Raw genomic sequence first — 22,550 nt, 5'->3', positions numbered from 1 at the left:
CTCTCCGTAGTCCGATTAGTTGCGGTCGAGATCGATGTCGATGCCGAGCGAGCGGATTTCCTTCACCAACACGTTGAAGGATTCCGGCATGCCCGCATCGATCACGTGATCGCCCTTGACGAGGTTCTCATAAACCTTCGTCCGGCCCGTCACGTCGTCCGACTTGACCGTCAGCATTTCCTGCAGCACATACGATGCGCCATACGCCTCGAGCGCCCACACTTCCATTTCACCGAAACGCTGGCCACCGAACTGCGCCTTACCACCCAGCGGCTGCTGCGTGACGAGCGAGTACGGGCCGGTCGAACGCGCGTGCATCTTGTCGTCGACCAAGTGGTGCAGCTTCAGGTAGTGCATGTAGCCGACCGTGACCTTGCGCTCGAACGGTTCACCCGTGCGGCCGTCGTGAAGCTGGACCTGATTCTTCGACGCGTTCATGCCGAGGTTCCGAGCCACGTCGTCCGGGTAGGCCAGATTCAGCGCGCGCGACATTTCGTCTTCCGTCGCGCCGTCGAACACCGGCGTCGCGAACGGCACGCCTTCGCGCAGATTCTTCGCGAGTTCGACGATTTCGTCGTCGGAGAAGCCTTCCAGCTCTTCCTTGCGGCCCGATTCGTTGTAGATCTGCGTGAGGAACTGACGCAGTTCTTCGATCCTCGCCTGACGCTGCATCATCTCGCCGATGCGCCAGCCGAGGCCCTTCGCGGCCCAGCCCAGGTGCACTTCGAGAATCTGACCCACGTTCATCCGCGACGGCACACCGAGCGGATTGAGCACGACGTCGGCCGGACGGCCATCGGCCATGTACGGCATGTCTTCGATCGGCACGATCTTCGACACGACACCCTTGTTACCGTGACGACCCGCCATCTTGTCGCCAGGCTGCAGACGACGCTTGACCGCGAGGTACACCTTGACCATCTTCAGCACGCCCGGCGGCAGTTCGTCGCCCTGCGTGAGCTTCTTGCGCTTCTCTTCGAACGCGAGGTCGAACTGGTGACGCTTCTGCTCGATCGAGTCCTTGATGGCTTCCAGCTGAGCCGCTGCTTCTTCGTCCGCGAGGCGGATGTCGAACCAGTGGTAGTGGTCGAGATCTTCGAGGTACGCGAGGTCGATCTTCGTGCCCTTCGCGAGCTTCTTCGGACCGCCGTTCGCGACCTTGCCGTTCAGCATACGTGCGAGACGCGAGAACGCGTCGCCTTCCACGATGCGCAGCTGGTCGTTCAAATCGAGGCGATAACGCTTCAGTTCGTCGTCGATGATCTGTTGCGCGCGCTTGTCACGCGTGATGCCTTCGCGCGTGAACACCTGAACGTCGATGACCGTGCCGCTCATGCCCGACGGCACGCGCAGCGACGTGTCCTTCACGTCCGACGCCTTCTCACCGAAGATCGCGCGCAGCAGCTTTTCTTCCGGCGTCAGCTGGGTTTCGCCCTTCGGCGTGACCTTGCCGACGAGCACGTCGCCCGCTTCGACTTCCGCGCCGATGTACACGATGCCGGACTCGTCGAGACGGCCAAGCTGCACTTCCGCGAGGTTCGAGATGTCGCGCGTGATTTCTTCCGGTCCGAGCTTCGTGTCGCGAGCGACGACGTTCAGTTCTTCGATGTGGATCGACGTATAACGGTCATCTGCCACGACCTTTTCCGAGATCAGGATCGAGTCTTCGAAGTTGTAGCCGTTCCACGGCATGAACGCGACCAGCATGTTCTGGCCGAGCGCAAGCTCGCCCAGGTCCGTCGAGGCGCCGTCGGCCAGTACGTCGCCGCGCGAGACCTTGTCGCCCATCTTCGCGATCGGACGCTGGTTGATGTTCGTGTTCTGGTTCGAACGCGTGTACTTGATGAGGTTGTAGATGTCCACGCCCACATCGCCGGCGACGGCTTCATCGTCGTTCACGCGAATCACGATACGGCCCGCGTCGACGTAATCCACCACACCGCCGCGCATCGCCTGAACCGTCGTGCCCGAGTCGACCGCGACCGTGCGTTCGATACCCGTACCGACCACCGGCTTCTCCGGACGCAGACACGGCACGGCCTGACGCTGCATGTTCGAGCCCATCAACGCGCGGTTCGCGTCGTCGTGCTCGAGGAACGGAATCAGCGATGCCGCCACCGACACGATCTGCGACGGCGCCACGTCCATGTACTGGATGCGGTCCGGCGTGACCATCAACGTTTCGCCCGCTTCACGCGACGACACGAGTTCGTCGGTCAGCGAACCATCTTCCGCCACGGCCGCGTTCGCCTGCGCGATCACGTAGCGGCCTTCTTCGATTGCCGACAGGTAGTCGATCTGGTCCGTGACCTTGCTGTCCACGACCTTGCGATACGGCGTTTCGAGAAAGCCGTATTCGTTCAGGTGCGCGTAGAGCGCCAGCGAGTTGATCAGGCCGATGTTCGGACCTTCCGGCGTTTCAATCGGGCACACGCGGCCATAGTGCGTCGGATGCACGTCGCGAACTTCGAAGCCCGCGCGCTCGCGCGTCAAACCGCCCGGCCCGAGTGCGGAAACACGGCGCTTGTGCGTGATTTCCGACAGCGGGTTGGTCTGGTCCATGAACTGCGAAAGCTGCGACGAACCGAAGAACTCGCGAATGGCCGACGAAATCGGCTTCGAATTGATCAGGTCGTGCGGCATCAGGTTTTCGCTTTCGGCCTGGCCGAGACGTTCCTTCACTGCACGCTCGACACGCACGAGACCCGCGCGGAACTGGTTTTCCGCCAATTCACCGACGCAACGCACGCGACGATTGCCCAAGTGGTCGATGTCGTCCACTTCGCCCTTGCCGTTACGCAATTCAACGAGAATCTTGATGGTCGCGAGGATGTCGTCGTCCTGCAGCGTCATCGGTCCGATGATTTCGTCGCGACCCACGCGGCGGTTGAACTTCATGCGGCCGACCTTCGACAGGTCGTATGCGTCTTCGCTGTAGAACAGACGGTTGAACAGCGCCTCGACCGCTTCTTCGGTCGGCGGCTCGCCCGGACGCATCATGCGATAGATTGCGATGCGCGCGGCCATCTTGTCGGCGGTTTCGTCGATACGCAGCGTCGACGAGATGTACGGACCCTGATCCAGATCGTTCGTGTAGAGCGTCTGGATGTCCTTGACCTTCGCTTCGCGCAGCTTTTCGAGGACCGTTTCGGTGATTTCCTCGTTCGCGTTGGCGATCACTTCGCCCGTGTCCGGATCGATGACGTTCTTCGCCAGCACGCGGCCGAGCAGATACTCCTCGGGCACGGAGATGTACTTCGTCTTGGCGTTTTCGAGATCGCGAATGTGCTTCGCGTTGATCCGCTTGTCCTTCGTGACGATGACGTTGCCTTCGCGATCCTGAATGTCGAAGCGCGCGACTTCACCGCGCAGGCGCTCCGGCACGAATTCCATTTGCGCGCCTTCGCTCATGAGCGCGAAGTTGTCGAACACGAAGAAGTTCGCGAGGATCTGTTCCGGCGACAGACCGATGGCCTTCAGCAGAATCGTGACCGGCATCTTGCGACGACGGTCGACGCGGAAGTACAGCACGTCCTTCGGGTCGAATTCGAAGTCGAGCCACGAGCCGCGGTAAGGAATGATCCGAGCCGAGAAGAGCAGCTTGCCCGAGCTATGCGTCTTGCCCTTGTCGTGCTCGAAGAACACGCCAGGCGAACGGTGGAGCTGCGACACAATCACGCGCTCCGTACCGTTGATGACGAAAGAACCCGTCGGCGTCATGAGCGGAATTTCGCCCATGTAGACTTCCTGTTCCTTGACTTCCTTGACGACGGGCTTGCTCGGCGATTCCTTGTCGAGAAGAACGAGACGGACCTTCGCACGCAGCGCGGAGCAGTACGTCAAGCCGCGCTGCTGGCATTCCTTGATGTTGAATGCGGGCGGCGACAGCATGTAGCTCACGAATTCGAGGCGAGCGAAGCCGTTGTGCGAAACGATCGGGAAAACAGAGGTGAACGCAGCCTGCAGGCCTTCTGCCTTGCGCTGCGAGGAAGACGTATCCGCTTGCAGAAACGTCTGGAATGATTCAAGCTGGGTCGCCAGCAAAAAGGGAACTTGGTGAACGATGGGGCGCTTCGCGAAACTCTTGCGAATACGCTTCTTCTCGGTGAAGGAATATTGCATACGATCTCCGAATCACGGCGGGCGTTACCGAGGCGGGATACCTCGACGACACGGCCCGGTGTTCACCGACTGAGACCCGCGGGAGTGTCCGGGGAGGACGCGCGAGTCTAGAAGCTTGGTGGTTGGCCGCTACCAACCGCTGGCTGACGGCAGCGGATGCCTGTGTTTCCCGCTACCCGACCAAACTTGCCTTCTGCAGTCGCTTCAGAAGACAAAGAGAACACCCGGAAGAGGTTACCGATCCGACCGTTCTCTTTGGCTTCTGCGGGAACAATTGTGCCTGCCGGCAAGCACAAGAACTGCGTCCCCACAAAGCACAAAAAGGCCGGCGGTGAAAAACCGCCAGCCTTCGCACAGCGCAATGAAACTTACTTGATTTCAGCCTTCGCGCCAGCGTCTTCCAGCTTCTTCTTCGCTTCTTCAGCAGCAGCCTTGGGCACCGCTTCCTTGATGGGCTTCGGTGCGCCGTCGACCAGGTCCTTCGCTTCCTTCAGGCCGAGACCCGTCAGTTCGCGAACTGCCTTAATCACGGAAACCTTGTTCGCGCCCGTTTCGAGCAAGTTCACGGTGAATTCCGTTTGCTCTTCAACAGCAGCAGCAGCGCCGCCGCCTGCAGGGCCAGCGACTGCAACAGCAGCTGCCGACACGCCGAACTTCTCTTCGAACGCCTTGACCAGCTCGTTCAGTTCCAGAACCGACATCGCGCCAACGGCTTCCAGGATGTCTTCTTTTGCGATTGCCATTTGAAATACTCCTAAATTGAATTCGGATCGAGCTAGCGATCTAGCTAATACCTAACTGAGCAACTGCGGCTCAAGCGTGACGTTACGCAGCTTCGCCTTGCTTCTCCGCCAGCGCGGCCAAGGCACGCGCGAAGCCAGAAACAGGTGCTTGCATGACGAACAACAGCTTGGAGAGCAGCTCTTCGCGGCTCGGGATGCTGGCCAGCGCCTGAACGCCCGCCTTATCCATCACCTTGCCTTCGTAGGAACCAGCCTTGATGATCAACTTGTCATTGCTTTTGCCGAAGTCATTGACGACCTTGGCAGCGGCAATGGCATCTTCCGAGATGCCGTAGATCAGAGGACCGGTCATCTGCTCAGCCAGCGGAGCGAACGGGGTACCTTCCACGGCGCGACGCGCCAGCGTGTTCTTCAACACGCGCAGATACACCTGTTGCTCACGCGCTTTCGCGCGCAGCTTGGTCAGATCGCCAACCGTGATCCCACGATACTCAGCGAGCACCATCGTCTGAGCCTTCGCGACTTGCGCGGCGACTTCAGCGACGACTGCCTGCTTATCTTCTTTGTTCAGTGGCACGGTTAAACCTCCAGATTCGGTGCACTCGGGTGTCCAACCCTCATGCACCACGTTCGACAACGGCGTCCGACTGTTAGGAGTATTTCAATCGATCGGTGACCATCTAAGAATGATCGACAACCGACTTCAACCACTGCAAAACTGTTTCGGGTTCGCCATCTGCGTTGGCTTGAATTAAGGCCGTGCGTAACTGCTGCACCGCCACCAACGGTCTTTGACAACCGGTTGCGCGCATGACTGCCGCGGCACAACCGCCCAAAGCCCTTTAAGACGCAGTCTTGAAGACCGCGCCGAAATTCTTACTGTTGCGCCAGCGTGGATTGGTCCACGCGAACGCCAACGCCCATCGTGCTGGACAGAGCGATCTTGCGCAGGTACACGCCCTTGCTCGTCGCCGGCTTAGCCTTGTTCAGCGCTTCGATGAGCGCCGACAGGTTCTGACGCAGCGATGCCGGCTCGAACGACGCGCGGCCGATCGTGCCGTGGATGATACCGGCCTTGTCGACGCGGAATTGCACCTGACCCGCCTTGGCGTTCTTCACGGCTTGCGCCACGTCCGGCGTAACGGTGCCGACCTTCGGGTTCGGCATCAGGCCGCGCGGGCCAAGAATCTGACCGAGCGTACCGACAACGCGCATCGTGTCCGGCGAAGCAATGACGACGTCGAAATTCAGATTGCCAGCCTTCACTTGCTCAGCCAGGTCTTCCATACCGACCACGTCTGCGCCAGCGGCACGCGCTTGTTCGGCCTTGTCGCCCTGGGCGAACACTGCCACGCGCACGGACTTGCCGGTACCAGCCGGCAGAACGACGGAGCCGCGGACCACTTGGTCCGACTTCTTGGCGTCGATGCCGAGCTGCACAGCCACGTCGATCGACTCGTCAAACTTCGCGCTTGCGCATTCCTTGACGAGCGCGAGAGCGTCTTCGACCGGATACAGCTTCTGACGGTCAACCTTGTTTGCGAATGCCTGAAGGCGCTTCGAAAGCTTAGCCATTTACACGCCCTCCACAGTGATACCCATCGAACGCGCGCTGCCGGCGATAGTACGCACGGCTGCGTCCAGATCAGCTGCCGTAAGGTCCGGCATCTTGGTCTTTGCGATTTCTTCCGCTTGAGCGCGGGTGATGTTGCCGACCTTATCGGTATGCGGCTTGCTCGAACCCTTTTGCACTGCGGCTGCCTTCTTGATCAGAACGGTAGCCGGCGGGGTCTTCATGATGAACGTGAAGCTCTTGTCCGCGAATGCCGTAATGACGACCGGCACCGGCAGACCCGGCTCCATGCCCTGAGTCTGCGCGTTGAACGCCTTGCAGAACTCCATGATGTTCAGGCCGCGCTGGCCCAGTGCCGGACCGACCGGCGGCGACGGATTGGCTTTACCTGCAGGAATCTGCAGTTTGATAAAGCCGATGATTTTCTTTGCCATGTTGAAAACCTCTGCTGAACGCCGTAGCGTTCGGTGAGTGATAGCGCGCGTTCGACGAAAACGACTACTGACGCTCCTCAACGGCCGTTACGCGGACCGTAAGCGCGAATCGCGCGAACCTGATTTAGGCTCACGCGACGTATTCCACATCAAACCTTCTCGACTTGCCCGAACTCGAGTTCGACAGGGGTCGAGCGGCCGAAAATCGTGACGGACACGCGAACTCGGGACTTTTCGTAATTCACTTCTTCGACGTTACCGTTGAAATCAGTGAACGGACCTTCCTTCACGCGGACCATCTCGCCCACCTCGAAGAGCGTCTTCGGCCGCGGCTTCTCGACGCCTTCCTGCATCTGCGACATGATCTTCTCGACTTCACGCGGCGAGATGGGGCTCGGACGGTTCCGCGCACCGCCCACGAATCCCGTCACCTTGGCCGTGTTCTTCACGAGATGCCACGTTTCATCCGTCATTTCCATTTCAACCAGGACATAGCCCGGGAAGAAACGACGTTCAGTGACCGACTTGTGGCCACCCTTGACTTCCACCACTTCTTCAGTCGGGACCAGAATTTGACCGAACTGGTTTTGCATGCCAGCCCGCTCGATGCGCTCCTGAAGCGCACGTTGCACGCTCTTCTCCATGCCGGAGTAGGCGTGCACCACATACCAACGTTTTCCGCTCGGGGATGTCGGAGTATCGCTCATATCATTTCCAACCCAGAATCGCCGAGAAAATCACCCACTCGATTGACTTATCGCTAAGCCAAAGGAAGATGGCCATGATGAGCACAAACGCAAAAACCACAAGCGTGGTCTGCGTCGCCTCTTTGCGAGTCGGCCAGACGACCTTGCGAACTTCTTTGTAGGAGTCTTTGGCGAAAGCGATGAAGCCCTTGCCAGGTGCTGAAAACAGACCGACAGCCACACCCGCGATAACACCGACAGCAAGCGCCGCGCCGCGGATGTACCACTCTTGACCAGCGAGCAGGAAGAAACCCACGAACCCGGCCAAGACCAGCAATACACCAGCCGCCAACATCAGCTTGTCGCTGGAAGTATTAACAGTTTCGACGGAAGGATTCGCCATAACACCTTAAACAGCGCCACTTGGCGCAAGAATGTGGCAGGGGCAGAGGGAATCGAACCCCCAACCTTCGGTTTTGGAGACCGACGCTCTGCCAGTTGAGCTATACCCCTAAACCATTGGGGCCGGCGGTTTTGCCGACCCCGAAACCTACAGACTATCGAGAGATCTCTGGCTCTTACTCGATAATCTTCGCAACGACACCAGCGCCGACGGTACGGCCGCCTTCACGAATGGCGAAGCGCAGACCTTCTTCCATGGCGATCGGGGCGATCAGCTTGACCGTGATCGACACGTTGTCGCCCGGCATCACCATTTCCTTGTCCTTCGGCAGCTCGATCGAGCCGGTCACGTCCGTCGTACGGAAGTAGAACTGCGGACGGTAGTTGTTGAAGAACGGCGTGTGACGGCCGCCTTCGTCCTTGCTCAGCACGTACACTTCAGCGGTGAAGTGCGTGTGCGGCGTGATCGAACCCGGCTTGGCCAGCACCTGGCCACGCTCGACGTCTTCACGCTTCGTGCCGCGCAGCAGGATACCGACGTTGTCGCCCGCTTGACCTTGGTCCAGCAGCTTGCGGAACATTTCCACGCCCGTGCAGGTCGTCTTCACCGTCGGCTTGATACCGACGATTTCGATTTCCTCGCCGACCTTCACCACGCCGCGCTCGACGCGCCCCGTCACCACCGTGCCGCGACCCGAGATCGAGAACACGTCTTCCACCGGCATCAGGAAGGCGCCGTCTACTGCGCGCTCCGGCGTCGGGATGTACGTGTCCAGTGCGTCGGCCAGGTTCATGATCGCCACTTCGCCCAGCTCGCCCGTGTCGCCTTCCAGCGCGAGCTTGGCCGAACCCTTGATGATCGGCGTGTCGTCGCCCGGGAAGTCGTACTTCGACAGAAGTTCGCGCACTTCCATTTCGACGAGCTCGAGCAGTTCGGCGTCGTCGACCATGTCGCACTTGTTCAGGAACACGATGATGTACGGCACGCCAACCTGACGGGCCAGCAGGATGTGCTCACGCGTTTGCGGCATCGGGCCGTCAGCGGCCGAGCACACCAGGATCGCGCCGTCCATCTGCGCGGCGCCCGTGATCATGTTCTTCACGTAGTCGGCGTGGCCCGGGCAGTCGACGTGTGCGTAGTGGCGGTTAGCCGTTTCGTACTCGACGTGCGCGGTGTTGATCGTGATGCCGCGCGCCTTTTCTTCCGGCGCCGCGTCGATCTGGTCATACGCCTTGGCTTCGCCGCCGAACTTCTTCGTCAGCACCGTCGTGATCGCTGCCGTCAGCGTGGTCTTGCCGTGGTCAACGTGACCGATCGTGCCCACGTTCACGTGCGGCTTGGTCCGCTCGAATTTACCTTTGGCCATTTTCGACTCCTAACAGGATTTTCGCACCTTGCGCCGCGCGCAACTTACTCATCACCAAACAGATACTACTGGTGCCCATGGGCAGGATCGAACTGCCGACCTCTCCCTTACCAAGGGAGTGCTCTACCACTGAGCCACATGGGCACTACGTAACCGACACTGGAGCGGGTGAAGGGAATCGAACCCTCGTCGTAAGCTTGGAAGGCTTCTGCTCTACCATTGAGCTACACCCGCGAGGGTTGGATTTCTTACCGCTTGAATTCTGGTGGAGGAGGTTGGATTCGAACCAACGTAGGCGTAAGCCAACAGATTTACAGTCTGCCCCCTTTAGCCACTCGGGCACCCCTCCGCAGAGAACTATCGATTATGGGGTAACAACAAGCTCTTGTCAAGCATTTCTTGCGCCCCGAGCCAATCGAGGCTCTCACCTATAGTCGATGGCCAAATGCAAAAACCCCACCTTTGCGGGGTGGGGTTTTTGTGTTGGAGCATGAGGAGCCTGACGATTACCTACTTTCACACGGGAATCCGCACTATCATCGGCGTGGAGTCGTTTCACGGTCCTGTTCGGGATGGGAAGGGGTGGGACCGACTCGCTATGGTCATCAGGCATGACGGGTTGTCGCGTCGCACGGGGGTGCGCCACGACCAATCTGGGAAGAAGTAGTGGGTAGTGACTGGTTTGGGCACAGTCGCTTACTCAACCGGCGCAGGTTAAGACACACCGGTTATAGGATCAAGCCTTACGGGCAATTAGTATCAGTTAGCTCAATGCATTACTGCACTTACACACCTGACCTATCAACGTCCTGGTCTGGAACGACCCTTCAAGGGGCTCGAAGCCCCGGGGATATCTCATCTTAAGGCGAGTTTCCCGCTTAGATGCTTTCAGCGGTTATCTCTTCCGAACATAGCTACCCGGCGATGCCACTGGCGTGACAACCGGTACACCAGAGGTTCGTCCACTCCGGTCCTCTCGTACTAGGAGCAGCCCCCTTCAAATATCCAACGCCCACGGCAGATAGGGACCAAACTGTCTCACGACGTTTTAAACCCAGCTCACGTACCTCTTTAAATGGCGAACAGCCATACCCTTGGGACCGGCTACAGCCCCAGGATGAGATGAGCCGACATCGAGGTGCCAAACACCGCCGTCGATATGAACTCTTGGGCGGTATCAGCCTGTTATCCCCAGAGTACCTTTTATCCGTTGAGCGATGGCCCTTCCATACAGAACCACCGGATCACTATGACCTGCTTTCGCACCTGCTCGACTTGTCGGTCTCGCAGTTAAGCACGCTTATGCCATTGCACTATCAGCACGATTTCCGACCGTACCTAGCGTACCTTCGTACTCCTCCGTTACACTTTGGGAGGAGACCGCCCCAGTCAAACTGCCTACCATGCACTGTCCCCGATCCGGATCACGGACCAAGGTTAGAACCTCAAACAAACCAGGGTGGTATTTCAAGGACGGCTCCACCGAAACTGGCGTTCCGGTTTCATAGCCTCCCACCTATCCTACACAGATCGGTTCAAAGTCCAATGCAAAGCTACAGTAAAGGTTCATGGGGTCTTTCCGTCTAGCCGCGGGGAGATTGCATCATCACAAACACTTCAACTTCGCTGAGTCTCGGGAGGAGACAGTGTGGCCATCGTTACGCCATTCGTGCAGGTCGGAACTTACCCGACAAGGAATTTCGCTACCTTAGGACCGTTATAGTTACGGCCGCCGTTTACCGGGACTTCAATCAAGAGCTTGCACCCCATCATTTAATCTTCCGGCACCGGGCAGGCGTCACACCCTATACGTCCACTTTCGTGTTTGCAGAGTGCTGTGTTTTTATTAAACAGTCGCAGCCACCAGTTTATTGCAACCTCTTCACCCTCCTGGCGCAGGCCAGTCAAGCTACAGAGGCGTACCTTATCCCGAAGTTACGGTACCAATTTGCCGAGTTCCTTCTCCCGAGTTCTCTCAAGCGCCTTAGAATACTCATCTCGCCCACCTGTGTCGGTTTGCGGTACGGTCATCGTTAGACTGAAGCTTAGAGGCTTTTCTTGGAACCACTTCCAATTGCTTCGCTTCCGAAGAAGCTCGCGCCACACCCTTGAATTGCGCACCCGGATTTGCCTAAGTGCCTTCTCCAATGCAGCGACCGGGACGTCCAACACCCGGACAACCTTCCGCGATCCGTCCCCCCATCGCATCTAACAATGGTGCAGGAATATTGACCTGCTTCCCATCAGCTACGCATTTCTGCCTCGCCTTAGGGGCCGACTCACCCTACGCCGATGAACGTTGCGTAGGAAACCTTGGGCTTACGGCGAGGGGGCTTTTCACCCCCTTTATCGCTACTCATGTCAGCATTCGCACTTCCGATACCTCCAGCACGCTTTTCAACGCACCTTCGCAGGCTTACGGAACGCTCTCCTACCATGCGAGTTAAACTCGCATCCGCAGCTTCGGTGACTGGCTTGAGCCCCGTTACATCTTCCGCGCAGGACGACTCGATCAGTGAGCTATTACGCTTTCTTTAAAGGGTGGCTGCTTCTAAGCCAACCTCCTGACTGTTTTAGCCTTCCCACTTCGTTTCCCACTTAGCCAATCTTTGGGACCTTAGCTGGCGGTCTGGGTTGTTTCCCTCTTGACACCGGACGTTAGCACCCGATGTCTGTCTCCCGTGATTGCACTCTTCGGTATTCGGAGTTTGCTATGGCGTAGTAATCCGCAATGGACCCCACAACCATGACAGTGCTCTACCCCCGAAGGTGATACACGAGGCACTACCTAAATAGTTTTCGGAGAGAACCAGCTATTTCCAAGTTTGTTTAGCCTTTCACCCCTATCCACAGCTCATCCCCTAACTTTTCAACGTTAGTGGGTTCGGTCCTCCAGTACGTGTTACCGCACCTTCAACCTGGCCATGGATAGATCACTTGGTTTCGGGTCTACGCCCAGCAACTGATCGCCCTATTCGGACTCGCTTTCGCTACGCCTGCCTTAATCAGTTAAGCTCGCTACTGAACGTAAGTCGCTGACCCATTATACAAAAGGTACGCCGTCACCCGTTTCCAGGCTCCGACTGTTTGTATGCATGCGGTTTCAGGATCTATTTCACTCCCCTCCCGGGGTTCTTTTCGCCTTTCCCTCACGGTACTGGTTCACTATCGGTCGATCACGAGTATTTAGCCTTGGAGGATGGTCCCCCCATCTTCAGACAGGATTTCACGTGTCCCGCCCTACTTGTCGTACCCCTAGTTCTTCCACGCTGTTTTCGCTTACAGGGCTATCACCTGCTATGGCCGCACTTTCCAGAGCGTTCAGCTAACAACACAGATAAAGAGTACAGGCTGATCCCATTTCGCTCGCCACTACTCTGGGAATCTCGGTTGATTTCTTTTCCTGCGGTTACTTAGATGTTTCAGTTCACCGCGTTCGCTTCACATGACCTATGGATTCAGTCATGGATACTCCATACGGAGTGGGTTTCCCCATTCGGACATCTTCGGATCAAAGCTCGTTTGCCAGCTCCCCGAAGCTTTTCGCAGGCTACCGCGTCCTTCATCGCCTGTGATCGCCAAGGCATCCACCACATGCACTTGTTCGCTTGACCCTATAACGAGTGCGTCTCTCATCGAGCCGCCCCGCCATAGGCTGAGTATTCGCGTGTCGGTCCGCGTTAGTGCTTTAGCACTTACGTGAACCCCACACTACGTGTGTGCCGTATTCCAAAGCAATCTTTCGATTACCTTTTCATACTTGATACAATCACTACCCTGAATCTCCTACTCGCACCCATCTCTAAGTGCTTTCGCAGATTCTCTTTACTACTTCTTCCAGATTGTTAAAGAACGTTTAGCCGATAGGTCTACTTCACTACCTACAGCATCAACTGGCTCGCAATCGCCAATGCTTAAGGTTCGCTCTCTCTTGAGCTCAACCCTAAGCATTGAGGACTTGGTGGAGGATGACGGGATCGAACCGACGACCCCCTGCTTGCAAAGCAGGTGCTCTCCCAGCTGAGCTAATCCCCCCGTGTCTTGCTTGACTCGTGGTGGGTCTGGTTGGATTCGAACCAACGACCCCCGCCTTATCAAGACGGTGCTCTAACCGACTGAGCTACAGACCCAAAGCCTGTTTCTTCAAACCACAGCCGATAAGCGTGAGCGCTTAATTTAGTGTGCGAAGCTCGAGAAAGGAGGTGATCCAGCCGCACCTTCCGATACGGCTACCTTGTTACGACTTCACCCCAGTCATGAATCCTACCGTGGTGACCGTCCTCCTTGCGGTTAGACTAGCCACTTCTGGTAAAACCCACTCCCATGGTGTGACGGGCGGTGTGTACAAGACCCGGGAACGTATTCACCGCGGCATGCTGATCCGCGATTACTAGCGATTCCAGCTTCACGCAGTCGAGTTGCAGACTGCGATCCGGACTACGATCGGTTTTCTGGGATTGGCTCCACCTCGCGGCTTGGCAACCCTCTGTTCCGACCATTGTATGACGTGTGAAGCCCTACCCATAAGGGCCATGAGGACTTGACGTCATCCCCACCTTCCTCCGGTTTGTCACCGGCAGTCTCCTTAGAGTGCTCTTGCGTAGCAACTAAGGACAAGGGTTGCGCTCGTTGCGGGACTTAACCCAACATCTCACGACACGAGCTGACGACAGCCATGCAGCACCTGTGCGCCGGTTCTCTTTCGAGCACCCCCACCTTTCAGCAGGGTTCCGACCATGTCAAGGGTAGGTAAGGTTTTTCGCGTTGCATCGAATTAATCCACATCATCCACCGCTTGTGCGGGTCCCCGTCAATTCCTTTGAGTTTTAATCTTGCGACCGTACTCCCCAGGCGGTCAACTTCACGCGTTAGCTACGTTACTAAGGAAATGAATCCCCAACAACTAGTTGACATCGTTTAGGGCGTGGACTACCAGGGTATCTAATCCTGTTTGCTCCCCACGCTTTCGTGCATGAGCGTCAGTGTTGGCCCAGGAGGCTGCCTTCGCCATCGGTATTCCTCCACATCTCTACGCATTTCACTGCTACACGTGGAATTCTACCTCCCTCTGCCACACTCAAAGCCTGCCAGTCACCAATGCAGTTCCCAGGTTAAGCCCGGGGATTTCACATCGGTCTTAACAGACCGCCTGCGCACGCTTTACGCCCAGTAATTCCGATTAACGCTCGCACCCTACGTATTACCGCGGCTGCTGGCACGTAGTTAGCCGGTGCTTATTCTTCCGGTACCGTCATCCCGCCACCATATTAGGGCGGCGGTTTTCTTTCCGGACAAAAGTGCTTTACAACCCGAAGGCCTTCTTCACACACGCGGCATTGCTGGATCAGGGTTGCCCCCATTGTCCAAAATTCCCCACTGCTGCCTCCCGTAGGAGTCTGGGCCGTGTCTCAGTCCCAGTGTGGCTGGTCGTCCTCTCAGACCAGCTACAGATCGTCGCCTTGGTAGGCCTTTACCCCACCAACTAGCTAATCTGCCATCGGCCGCCCCTTGAGCGCGAGGTCCCGAAAGATCCCCCGCTTTCCTCCTTAGAGCGTATGCGGTATTAATCCGGCTTTCGCCGGGCTATCCCCCACTCCAGGACACGTTCCGATGTATTACTCACCCGTTCGCCACTCGCCACCAGGGTTGCCCCCGTGCTGCCGTTCGACTTGCATGTGTAAGGCATGCCGCCAGCGTTCAATCTGAGCCAGGATCAAACTCTTCAGTTCAATGCCTGTTACTGTTTTCGGTTCCGTAGAACCGGTCGCTCACTCAACGTACTGACGATGATTAATCCATCCTAAGACGGATCAACCTTCCTCTGATACTTCGTGTGAGACTCTTGATTACTTTTGCTTGTCGCCTCAGCCCCGAAAGACTGAAACCGCACTCGCCATCAAGCGCCCACACTTATCGGCTGTTAGTTTTTAAAGAGCAATCCGCCAAGACTTTCCTGCTTTCCGTCTTGCGTCGCTGCATCAGCAGCAGAGAAACGAGATTATGAAGAATCTTTTTCTCTTCGTCAACAGCTTTTTTCTGCTTTCGCTTCGAAATCTGCCAACTTCGGAGACCACCTGTTTCTTCGGCGGCCCCGTCTTGCGACGAGGAGCGGAATATTAGGCGAAGCAAACGCCAATGACAAGATGGTGAAGCAATTATTTTTTCCGCCATCGTCGCGGGCTACTTCGCCGTCCCGAGGACGACGTTCACAGGCACCGCCGACCCCATCGCCGCGTAGCCGGCATCGCTCGGATGGATGTGATCGCCGCTATCGAAACGCCGCTGCAAAACGTCGGGCCGCGCCGGGTCGCGCAGCGCCGCGTCGAAATCGATCACGCCGTCGAATGCGCGGCTCGAACGTATCGACGCGTTGACCGCGGTGCGGATCGCCTCACGCTCGGGCGGCAGCGAAGCGGGCGTCAACGTCGCGCCATAGATCTTGACGCCGCGCTGGTGCGCCTGCGCGATCAGCCGCTGATAGCCGCGCACGAGCGCGTCCGCGTTGACTTCCGTGTGCGGCGCGTCGCAGTCGAGGCCGGCGCGCGCGGGCATCGCCGCGAAATTGATGTCGTTGATGCCGATCAGCACGATGATCGCCCGCACGCCCGGCTGCCGGAGCGCGTCGCGGTCGAAGCGGGCCGCGAGCGCCTCGCCGTAGCACGGGGAATTGCTGAGCAGCCGGTTTCCGCTGATGCCCACATTGACCACTGCCGCCTGCGCGCCGCCGCGCTGCGCGATCTCGCGCGCGAGCGCGTCGGGCCAGCGACGGTTCCCGTTGAGCGTCGAGCGCAGGCCGTCCGTGATCGAGTCGCCGATGGCGACCACCGCGCTCGCCGACGCATTCTCGACCGCGACGTTGGTCAGCCACGCGTACTGCGTGAAGCGCGTGCGGAACGCCGCAGCCGACGCGTCGTCGGTCCGGTCGCCGGGCGTCGAGACGTAGTTGACCTGGCTCGCCGTGCGATGCCACGCCGTCAGTTTCTGGTCCCGCCCCATGAACGTGCTTACCGCGAGCGGCTGATTCGCGGCGACGTCGAAGGCGACGATATCGCTCGTCACCTGCGCACCCGGCGCGACAGTGATGCTCCTGCGCCCGCCGAACAGCACCGGACGGCTGCTCTCCGCGCGAATCGCGGCGCTGCTGCCGCTCGCCGCGCGCGCGACGCTCATCGATTCGATCACGAGCGGTTCCGTCGCAAACAGGTTGCTGATGCGCAGGCGCATCTGCTTTCCGGCAATCTGCGGATAGATCACTTGGCGCACGGTCCGCCCGCCGACTGCCGGCGCGCGATAGAGCGGCGGAAGATCGGCCAGTTGCGGAATCGACTGCAGCGCCGTGCCCCACGCGCTGACCCAGTGTTCGCTGGGCGATTGCGCGACCGTCTCGGCGGCGAACACGAGCGATGCGGAAGTCAGCGGAAGAAGAAGCGCGGCCACGCGGATCGCGGCGATAACCTTGGGTTTCATTCGGCGTCGGCGTTCGGAAAAAGCCTAAATTGTGCCCGATCGACACGCGCCTCGCGCCAACTTCGGCGGCCGGCGCGGTCGAAATAGCGTCACAATGCAGCCAAACTTTCTTCGCGGGCCCGTCCCGCCCTGCATCCAACGCCAATATGCAATCGAAAAACCCGAAGCCCCAACTCGAATGGGAAGAAGACGGCGAAAGCCGCTCCGCCGTGTGGCGGTCCGAAAGCGGCAATCAGCCGCCGAAGCGCCTCGTGATCGGACACGATCAGATGACCGCCGACCACGCGTACCGGCTCGCCTGCGAAGGCACCGCGATTCTCTGGCGCGGCGACTTCCAGAACGCGCGCCAATTACTTCAGGCGATGGCCCGGCGGATCGACAACAAGCCGCGCAAGGCGAAGAAGCCGGCGGCCGAACAGCCCGCGTCGCCCGTCGATGCGTTCAATATGCATCGTCTCGCGCAATCGCAGCGCGCGCGCACGCTCGCGATGCTCGTCCTTCCGCTCGACGAGCAGTACGTCATTCCGCTGCGCCGCGCGCCCAACGTGCGGGAAGCCTGCGAGGAAGCCTACGGCCCGCCGCAGGAGGCATCGGTGGTTTCGCTGCGCGAAGTGCTCGGATTGATCGGCGCGCATGAATGGCGCAAGAAAGGCGTCGAGATCAAGGCGGCCGGTGGCCGGATTCACCCGTACTACGGCGTTTTCTCGCCGGTGCGCGGCGAATACGTCGATCTTGTCGCGAACCAGCCGCTGCCGTCGTCGGCGCTGGCATTCGACATCGGCGCGGGCACCGGCGTGCTCGCCGCTGTGCTCGCGCGGCGCGGCGTGCAGCGCGTCGTGGCAACGGACATGGATCCGCGCGCGCTCGCCTGCGCGCGCGAGAACATCGCGCGGCTCGGACTCGGAAAGCAGGTGGACGTGATCGAAGCCGATCTTTTTCCCGAAGGACGCGCGCCGCTCGTCGTCTGCAACCCGCCGTGGCTGCCCGCGCGCCCGAGCGCGGCCATCGAGCACGCGATCTACGACCCCGAAAGCCGCATGCTGCGCGGTTTTCTCGGCGGCCTCGCCGCGCATCTGACGCCAGGCGGCGAAGGATGGCTGATTCTCTCGGATTTCGCGGAGCATCTCGGCTTGCGCACGCGCGCGCAGTTGCAGGAATGGATCGATGCAGCGGGTCTGAAGGTCGATGGCCGCATCGACACGAAGCCGCACCATCCCCGTTCGACGGACAAATCCGATCCGCTCCACGCCGCGCGATCCGCCGAAGTGACGTCGCTCTGGCGGCTGGTCGCCGGGTAGCGCGAAGAAGGCGGCTCGCGTTCAGCGTCGCGCGGCGAGCCACGCGAGCGCGCCTTCGCCGGCGACGAGCCCGCTCGCGAAGCACGCCGTCAGCAGGTAGCCGCCGGTCGGCGCTTCCCAGTCGAGCATTTCGCCTGCGCAGAAGACGCCGGGCAGCGCGCTCAGCATCGACCGGGCATCGAGCGATTCGAACGCGACGCCGCCCGCGCTGCTGATGGCTTCCGCGATCGGGCGCGGACGCACGACGCGCACCGGCAACGCCTTGATGCGCCCGGCGAGCGTGTCGAGGTCGGCGAATTCGTCTTTCGTCAGGCACTCGCGCAGCAGCCCGGCCTTGACGCCCGCGAGATGCAGGCGGCTTTGCAGATGACTCGACAGCGAGCGCGCCCCACGCGGATGAAGCACTTCGGCGCGCACGCGCTCCGCGGGCAACTGCGGCGCGAGATCGAGCAGAATTCGTGCGCCCGCGTCGCCGCTTTCGAAAACGCGCTCGCGAATCGGCGCGGAGAGCGCGTAAATCAGACTGCCTTCGATTCCATGCTCGGTGACGACGCACTCGCCGACGCGCCAATCCACGCCGCTGTCGTCGCGCTCCAGGCCGATCGCGACCGACTTGAGCGGCTCGCCCGCGAACCGGCTGCGGAAATGCGGCGTCCATTCGACATCGAAACCGCAGTTCGACGGCAGGAACGGCCGCACGTCGATGCCGCACGCCGCCAGTTGCGCGACCGCGCTTCCGTCCGAGCCGAGCTGCGGCCAGCTCGCGCCGCCAAGCGCCAGCACGAGCGCGCCGTGACGCACGCGCTTTTCGCCCTGCGGCGTCGCGAAGCGGGAAACCGCGATGCCGTCGTCCCCGAAACCGAGCCAACGATGCCGCATATGGAAGGTGACGCCCGACGCGCGCAGCCGATGCAGCCACGCGCGAAGCATCGGCGCGGCTTTCATGTCGGTCGGAAAGACGCGGCCCGAACTGCCGACGAACGTCTCCACGCCGAGCGCGTGGACCCACTCGCGCAACGCGGCGGCGTCGAAGCGAGCGAGCAGCGGCGCGATGTTCCCGCGCCGCGCGCCGTAGCGGGCGACGAACGCATCGGCGGGTTCGGAATGCGTGAGATTCATGCCGCCCTTGCCCGCCATCAGAAACTTGCGGCCGACGGACGGCATCGCGTCGAAAAGATCGACGCGCGCGCCGCCCGCCGCGAGCGCTTCCGCCGCCATGAGGCCGGCCGGACCGCCGCCGACGACCGCGACTTCCACCGATTCGATGCTTTCCACTGACGCCATGCTGAGGGCCGACTAAAAACGGGGAGCGACATTGTCGCACTGCATCCGGCGCATCGCCGCGAAAGACGCCAGCGAGCCGCCCAAGAGCCGTAAGTCATTAAATAACAAAAAAGAATTTGGTTGCGCCCGACCGCCCAAGTAGCATCGCGCGATTCGTTGCATTCACAATTTTTCACGTCCGATCATGTCCGTTACCACTGCGCCTGAACGCGCTTCCGGCAGAACCTCGACCGCCGACGCGCGGCCCGTCATTCGCAGCGCCGCCGACGTTTCGAGTCTCGTCAATCGCGGCGCCGCTATCGGCAGCGACGCGCGCATCGTCGTCGCGATTGCGCTCGGCGGCATTTTTCTCGACGCCTACGACCTCGGCGCGCTGGCCTTCGGCGTCAAGGACATCGCCCGCGAATTCTCGCTGACGCCGACTGGAACCGGTTTCGTCGCCTCGGCGATCACGTTCGGCGCGATCATCGGCGCGTTCCTCGGCGGCTATCTCACCGATCGGATCGGGCGTTATCGCGTCTTCATGGCCGACATGTTCTTCTTCGTCGTGGCGGCCATCGCGTGCGCGCTCGCGCCGAATGCGTGGGTGCTCGGCGGAGCGCGTTTCGTGATGGGCCTCGGCGTCGGCATCGACTTGCCGGTCGCGATGGCGTTTCTCGCGGAGTTTTCGCGGCTTCAGGGGCGCGGCAACAAGGCCGCGCGCGTGGCGATGTGGTGCCCGACGTGGTATGCCGCGATCAGCATTTCATATTTGCTCGTCCTCGGTCTCTACGCGGCGCTGCCCGCGCACGACGCCGGCTGGCTGTGGCGGATGATTCTCGGCTTCGGCGCGGTGCCGGCCATCGCGATCATCGTGATTCGCAGCCGCTATATGAGCGAATCGCCCGTGTGGGCGGCGAATCAGGGCGATCTCGCCGGCGCCGCCGCGATTCTCAAGCGCTCGTATGGCGTCGATGCGCGCGTCGAGCCGGATGCGCGCTTGGCGTCTGAAAAAGCGCCGAAAGCGCGCCGCGCGACGCTCGGCAACTACGGCGCGCTGCTGCGCGGCGTCTACCTGCGCCGCACGGTGCTCGCAACCGTCATCGCGATTGCGTCTTCGTTCGCGTATAACGCTGTCGCGTTCGGGCTGCCGGTCATCATTTCGAGTTTCCTCGCGCAGTCGATGCTCACGACGATTCTCGCGTCGCTCGCGCTCAATCTGTGCTTCGCGTTCGTCGGCGGCCTGTTCGCCGTGCGCACGGTGCCGAAGTTCGGCGCGTGGAATCTGACGGTCATCGGCTACGCGTTTCAGCTCGTCGCGCTCGTCGGCCTCGCGGTCGTCGGCAAGCCCGCGACCGGCGCGCAGGTCGTCATCGCGATCGCGCTGCTCGCGGCTTTCCTGCTCGGGCAAGGCATCGGGCCGGGCTCGCACAGCATGACGTTCGCGTCGCTGAGCTATCCGACGTCGTTGCGCGGCGTGGGCGTCGGCTTCAATCAGACGCTCATGCGCGCCAGTTCGACGCTATCGCTCTTCCTGTTCCCGGTGCTGTCGGCGACGCTCGGCACGAAGGTGTTCTGGATCATCGCGATCGCGCCGCTCGCCGGGCTCGCCGCGCTGTTCGCGGTGCGCTGGGAACCGTCCGGATATGACGTCGACGCAGAGGACTTCGCCGGCGAGCGGAGCCGCTAAGCCGCTGAGCGGCACGCGCTGCGCCACCGAAGTCCGCATCGACCGAGCGGTGCCGCTCCTCGCGAACGGCACCGCTTTTTTCGCCGCGAGACGCGCCCTAGGTGATTTCCCGCGCGTCTCGAAAAATCTATTTCCCGACCGTCCGGTCGGTTTATAATCGGCGCACCGCGACTTTTCCAGAGCGAGTGTCCGCCATGTACACCCAATCTCTCGACCTTCCCGGCCAGGCCGCACAATCCGACGCTTCGCCGGAAGCCTCGACCGAGCAGCAGCGTTTCGACGCCGTGATGCAGGCCGACGGCAAAATCGAGCCGCAAGACTGGAGGCCGGAGGCGTATCGCAAGACGCTCGTGCGCCAGATTTCGCAGCACGCGCATTCCGAGATCATCGGCATGCAGCCGGAGGGCAACTGGATCAGCCGCGCGCCGAGTCTGAAGCGCAAGGCGATTCTGCTTGCCAAGGTGCAGGACGAAGGCGGCCACGGCCTCTATCTATATAGCGCCGCTGAAACGCTCGGCGTCTCGCGCGATCAGCTGGTCGACGCGCTGCACGCGGGCAAGGCCAAGTACTCGAGCATCTTCAACTATCCGACGCCCACGTGGGCGGATGTCGGTGTGATCGGCTGGCTGGTGGACGGCGCCGCGATCATGAACCAGATTCCTCTCTGCCGCTGCACCTACGGCCCTTACGCCCGCGCGATGATCCGCATCTGCAAGGAAGAGTCGTTCCATCAGCGCCAGGGTTTCGACGCGCTCCTCGCGATGATGAAAGGCACCGACGCGCAGAAGGATCTCGTGCAGCAGGCGGTGAACCGCTGGTGGTGGCCCGTTCTGATGATGTTCGGCCCGAGCGACAAGGATTCGATCCACAGCGGCAAGTCGTTCGCATGGGGCATCAAGCGCATTTCGAATGACGATCTGCGCCAGAAATTCGTCGATGCCACCGTCGAGCAGGCGAAGATTCTCGGCGTCACCTTGCCCGATCCGGACCTGAAGTGGAACGCGGCGCGCGGCGCGCACGACTACGGCGAGATCGACTGGGAAGAATTCTGGCGCGTCGTCAACGGCGACGGTCCGTGCAACAAGGAACGCCTCGCCACGCGCGTAAAGGCCGACAGCGAAGGCGCGTGGGTACGCGAAGCCGCGCTCGCCCATGCGGAAAAGCAGAAGGCGCGGGCGCAGAAGCAAGCCGCGTAAAGCCGCGCAACAGGAGACATCGAAATGAACAAGGAATGGCCGATTTGGGAAGTGTTCGTGCGCAGCAAGCAGGGACTCGATCACAAGCATTGCGGCAGCCTCCACGCGCCCGACGCGAGCGCCGCGCTGCGCATGGCGCGCGACGTCTACACGCGACGTCAGGAAGGCGTGAGCCTCTGGGTGGTGCCATCGTCGGCGATCACGGCGTCCGATCCGGCGGACAAGGGCGAATTCTTCGAGCCGGCGGGCGACAAGATTTATCGGCATCCGACGTTCTTCGTGCTGCCCGACGAAATCAACCATATGTGA

At 60.4% G+C, this 22,550-nt stretch carries 14 protein-coding genes, 6 tRNA genes and 3 rRNA genes; 4 read left to right on the top strand and 19 right to left on the bottom strand.

What is annotated here, in order from left to right:
* Positions 1-15: 15 nt before the first annotated feature.
* The 18 genes from rpoB to LDZ27_RS01385 form a co-directional block, all read right to left on the bottom strand.
* Entirely contained in the window at positions 16-4,122 is a 4,107-nt protein-coding gene (gene rpoB / locus LDZ27_RS01470; protein WP_244815012.1) for a DNA-directed RNA polymerase subunit beta, read from the bottom strand.
* 368 nt (positions 4,123-4,490) lie between these two features.
* A complete protein-coding gene (gene rplL / locus LDZ27_RS01465) occupies positions 4,491-4,865 on the bottom strand; it encodes a 50S ribosomal protein L7/L12 (RefSeq protein ID WP_244815011.1) in 375 nt (124 codons plus the stop codon).
* 82 nt (positions 4,866-4,947) lie between these two features.
* A complete protein-coding gene (gene rplJ / locus LDZ27_RS01460; protein WP_040050478.1) occupies positions 4,948-5,442 on the bottom strand; it encodes a 50S ribosomal protein L10 in 495 nt (164 codons plus the stop codon).
* A gap of 299 nt (positions 5,443-5,741) precedes the next feature.
* Entirely contained in the window at positions 5,742-6,440 is a 699-nt protein-coding gene (rplA, locus tag LDZ27_RS01455; RefSeq protein ID WP_244815010.1) for a 50S ribosomal protein L1, read from the bottom strand.
* Positions 6,441-6,872 carry a 50S ribosomal protein L11 gene (gene rplK / locus LDZ27_RS01450; protein ID WP_008343796.1) on the bottom strand — a complete coding sequence of 144 codons (432 nt, stop codon included), beginning with the start codon at positions 6,870-6,872 and terminating at the stop codon, positions 6,441-6,443.
* A 149-nt stretch (positions 6,873-7,021) separates the two neighbouring features.
* On the bottom strand, positions 7,022-7,579 hold the full coding sequence (gene nusG, locus LDZ27_RS01445) for a transcription termination/antitermination protein NusG (RefSeq protein ID WP_244815009.1): 558 nt from the start codon (positions 7,577-7,579) through the stop codon (positions 7,022-7,024).
* A 1-nt stretch (position 7,580) separates the two neighbouring features.
* The gene (secE, locus tag LDZ27_RS01440; RefSeq protein WP_244815008.1) at positions 7,581-7,961 is read right to left on the bottom strand and encodes a preprotein translocase subunit SecE; all 381 of its coding nucleotides are present in this window, start codon (positions 7,959-7,961) and stop codon (positions 7,581-7,583) included.
* 34 nt (positions 7,962-7,995) lie between these two features.
* A tRNA-Trp gene (locus LDZ27_RS01435) sits at positions 7,996-8,071 on the bottom strand.
* A gap of 65 nt (positions 8,072-8,136) precedes the next feature.
* Positions 8,137-9,327, bottom strand: a complete 1,191-nt coding sequence (gene tuf / locus LDZ27_RS01430) for an elongation factor Tu (protein WP_090541958.1) — start codon at positions 9,325-9,327, stop codon at positions 8,137-8,139.
* Between the two features lie 69 nt (positions 9,328-9,396).
* Positions 9,397-9,471 (bottom strand) — tRNA-Thr (locus tag LDZ27_RS01425).
* A gap of 16 nt (positions 9,472-9,487) precedes the next feature.
* Positions 9,488-9,561 (bottom strand) — tRNA-Gly (locus LDZ27_RS01420).
* A gap of 29 nt (positions 9,562-9,590) precedes the next feature.
* Positions 9,591-9,676: transfer RNA gene (locus LDZ27_RS01415), tRNA-Tyr, on the bottom strand.
* A 148-nt stretch (positions 9,677-9,824) separates the two neighbouring features.
* A 5S ribosomal RNA gene (gene rrf / locus LDZ27_RS01410) occupies positions 9,825-9,937 on the bottom strand.
* A gap of 122 nt (positions 9,938-10,059) precedes the next feature.
* Positions 10,060-12,941, bottom strand: a 23S ribosomal RNA gene (locus LDZ27_RS01405).
* Positions 12,942-13,286: 345 nt separating this feature from the next.
* Positions 13,287-13,362 (bottom strand) — tRNA-Ala (locus LDZ27_RS01400).
* Between the two features lie 18 nt (positions 13,363-13,380).
* Positions 13,381-13,457 (bottom strand) — tRNA-Ile (locus LDZ27_RS01395).
* 65 nt (positions 13,458-13,522) lie between these two features.
* Positions 13,523-15,056, bottom strand: a 16S ribosomal RNA gene (locus LDZ27_RS01390).
* The 16S, 23S and 5S rRNA genes sit together here with 5 tRNA genes alongside, the layout of an rRNA operon.
* Positions 15,057-15,507: 451 nt before the next feature.
* Entirely contained in the window at positions 15,508-16,794 is a 1,287-nt protein-coding gene (locus LDZ27_RS01385) for an SGNH/GDSL hydrolase family protein (RefSeq protein ID WP_244815007.1), read from the bottom strand.
* A gap of 146 nt (positions 16,795-16,940) precedes the next feature.
* Here LDZ27_RS01385 and LDZ27_RS01380 point away from each other — a divergent pair, with 146 nt between their 5' ends.
* On the top strand, positions 16,941-18,092 hold the full coding sequence (locus tag LDZ27_RS01380) for a class I SAM-dependent methyltransferase (RefSeq protein ID WP_244815006.1): 1,152 nt from the start codon (positions 16,941-16,943) through the stop codon (positions 18,090-18,092).
* A 21-nt stretch (positions 18,093-18,113) separates the two neighbouring features.
* Here LDZ27_RS01380 and LDZ27_RS01375 read toward each other — a convergent pair whose 3' ends face one another.
* Positions 18,114-19,376 carry a TIGR03862 family flavoprotein gene (locus LDZ27_RS01375; RefSeq protein ID WP_244815005.1) on the bottom strand — a complete coding sequence of 421 codons (1,263 nt, stop codon included), beginning with the start codon at positions 19,374-19,376 and terminating at the stop codon, positions 18,114-18,116.
* 184 nt (positions 19,377-19,560) lie between these two features.
* Between LDZ27_RS01375 and LDZ27_RS01370 the strand changes: the two genes are divergently transcribed.
* The 3 genes from LDZ27_RS01370 to paaB all read left to right on the top strand — a co-directional run bounded on the left by LDZ27_RS01370 (position 19,561) and on the right by paaB (position 22,550).
* Positions 19,561-21,045 (top strand): MFS transporter, encoded by a 1,485-nt coding sequence (locus LDZ27_RS01370; RefSeq protein ID WP_244815004.1) that lies wholly within the window; start codon positions 19,561-19,563, stop codon positions 21,043-21,045.
* A 194-nt stretch (positions 21,046-21,239) separates the two neighbouring features.
* Positions 21,240-22,241 carry a 1,2-phenylacetyl-CoA epoxidase subunit PaaA gene (paaA, locus tag LDZ27_RS01365; RefSeq protein ID WP_244815003.1) on the top strand — a complete coding sequence of 334 codons (1,002 nt, stop codon included), beginning with the start codon at positions 21,240-21,242 and terminating at the stop codon, positions 22,239-22,241.
* A gap of 24 nt (positions 22,242-22,265) precedes the next feature.
* Positions 22,266-22,550 (top strand): 1,2-phenylacetyl-CoA epoxidase subunit PaaB, encoded by a 285-nt coding sequence (gene paaB / locus LDZ27_RS01360; protein ID WP_244815002.1) that lies wholly within the window; start codon positions 22,266-22,268, stop codon positions 22,548-22,550.

Source organism: Caballeronia sp. Lep1P3, from assembly GCF_022879595.1.
In the GTDB taxonomy this organism is placed as follows: domain Bacteria; phylum Pseudomonadota; class Gammaproteobacteria; order Burkholderiales; family Burkholderiaceae; genus Caballeronia.
The sequence above is the reverse complement of the archived record's forward strand: the minus strand, read 5'-3'. Positions and strand labels throughout refer to the sequence as shown.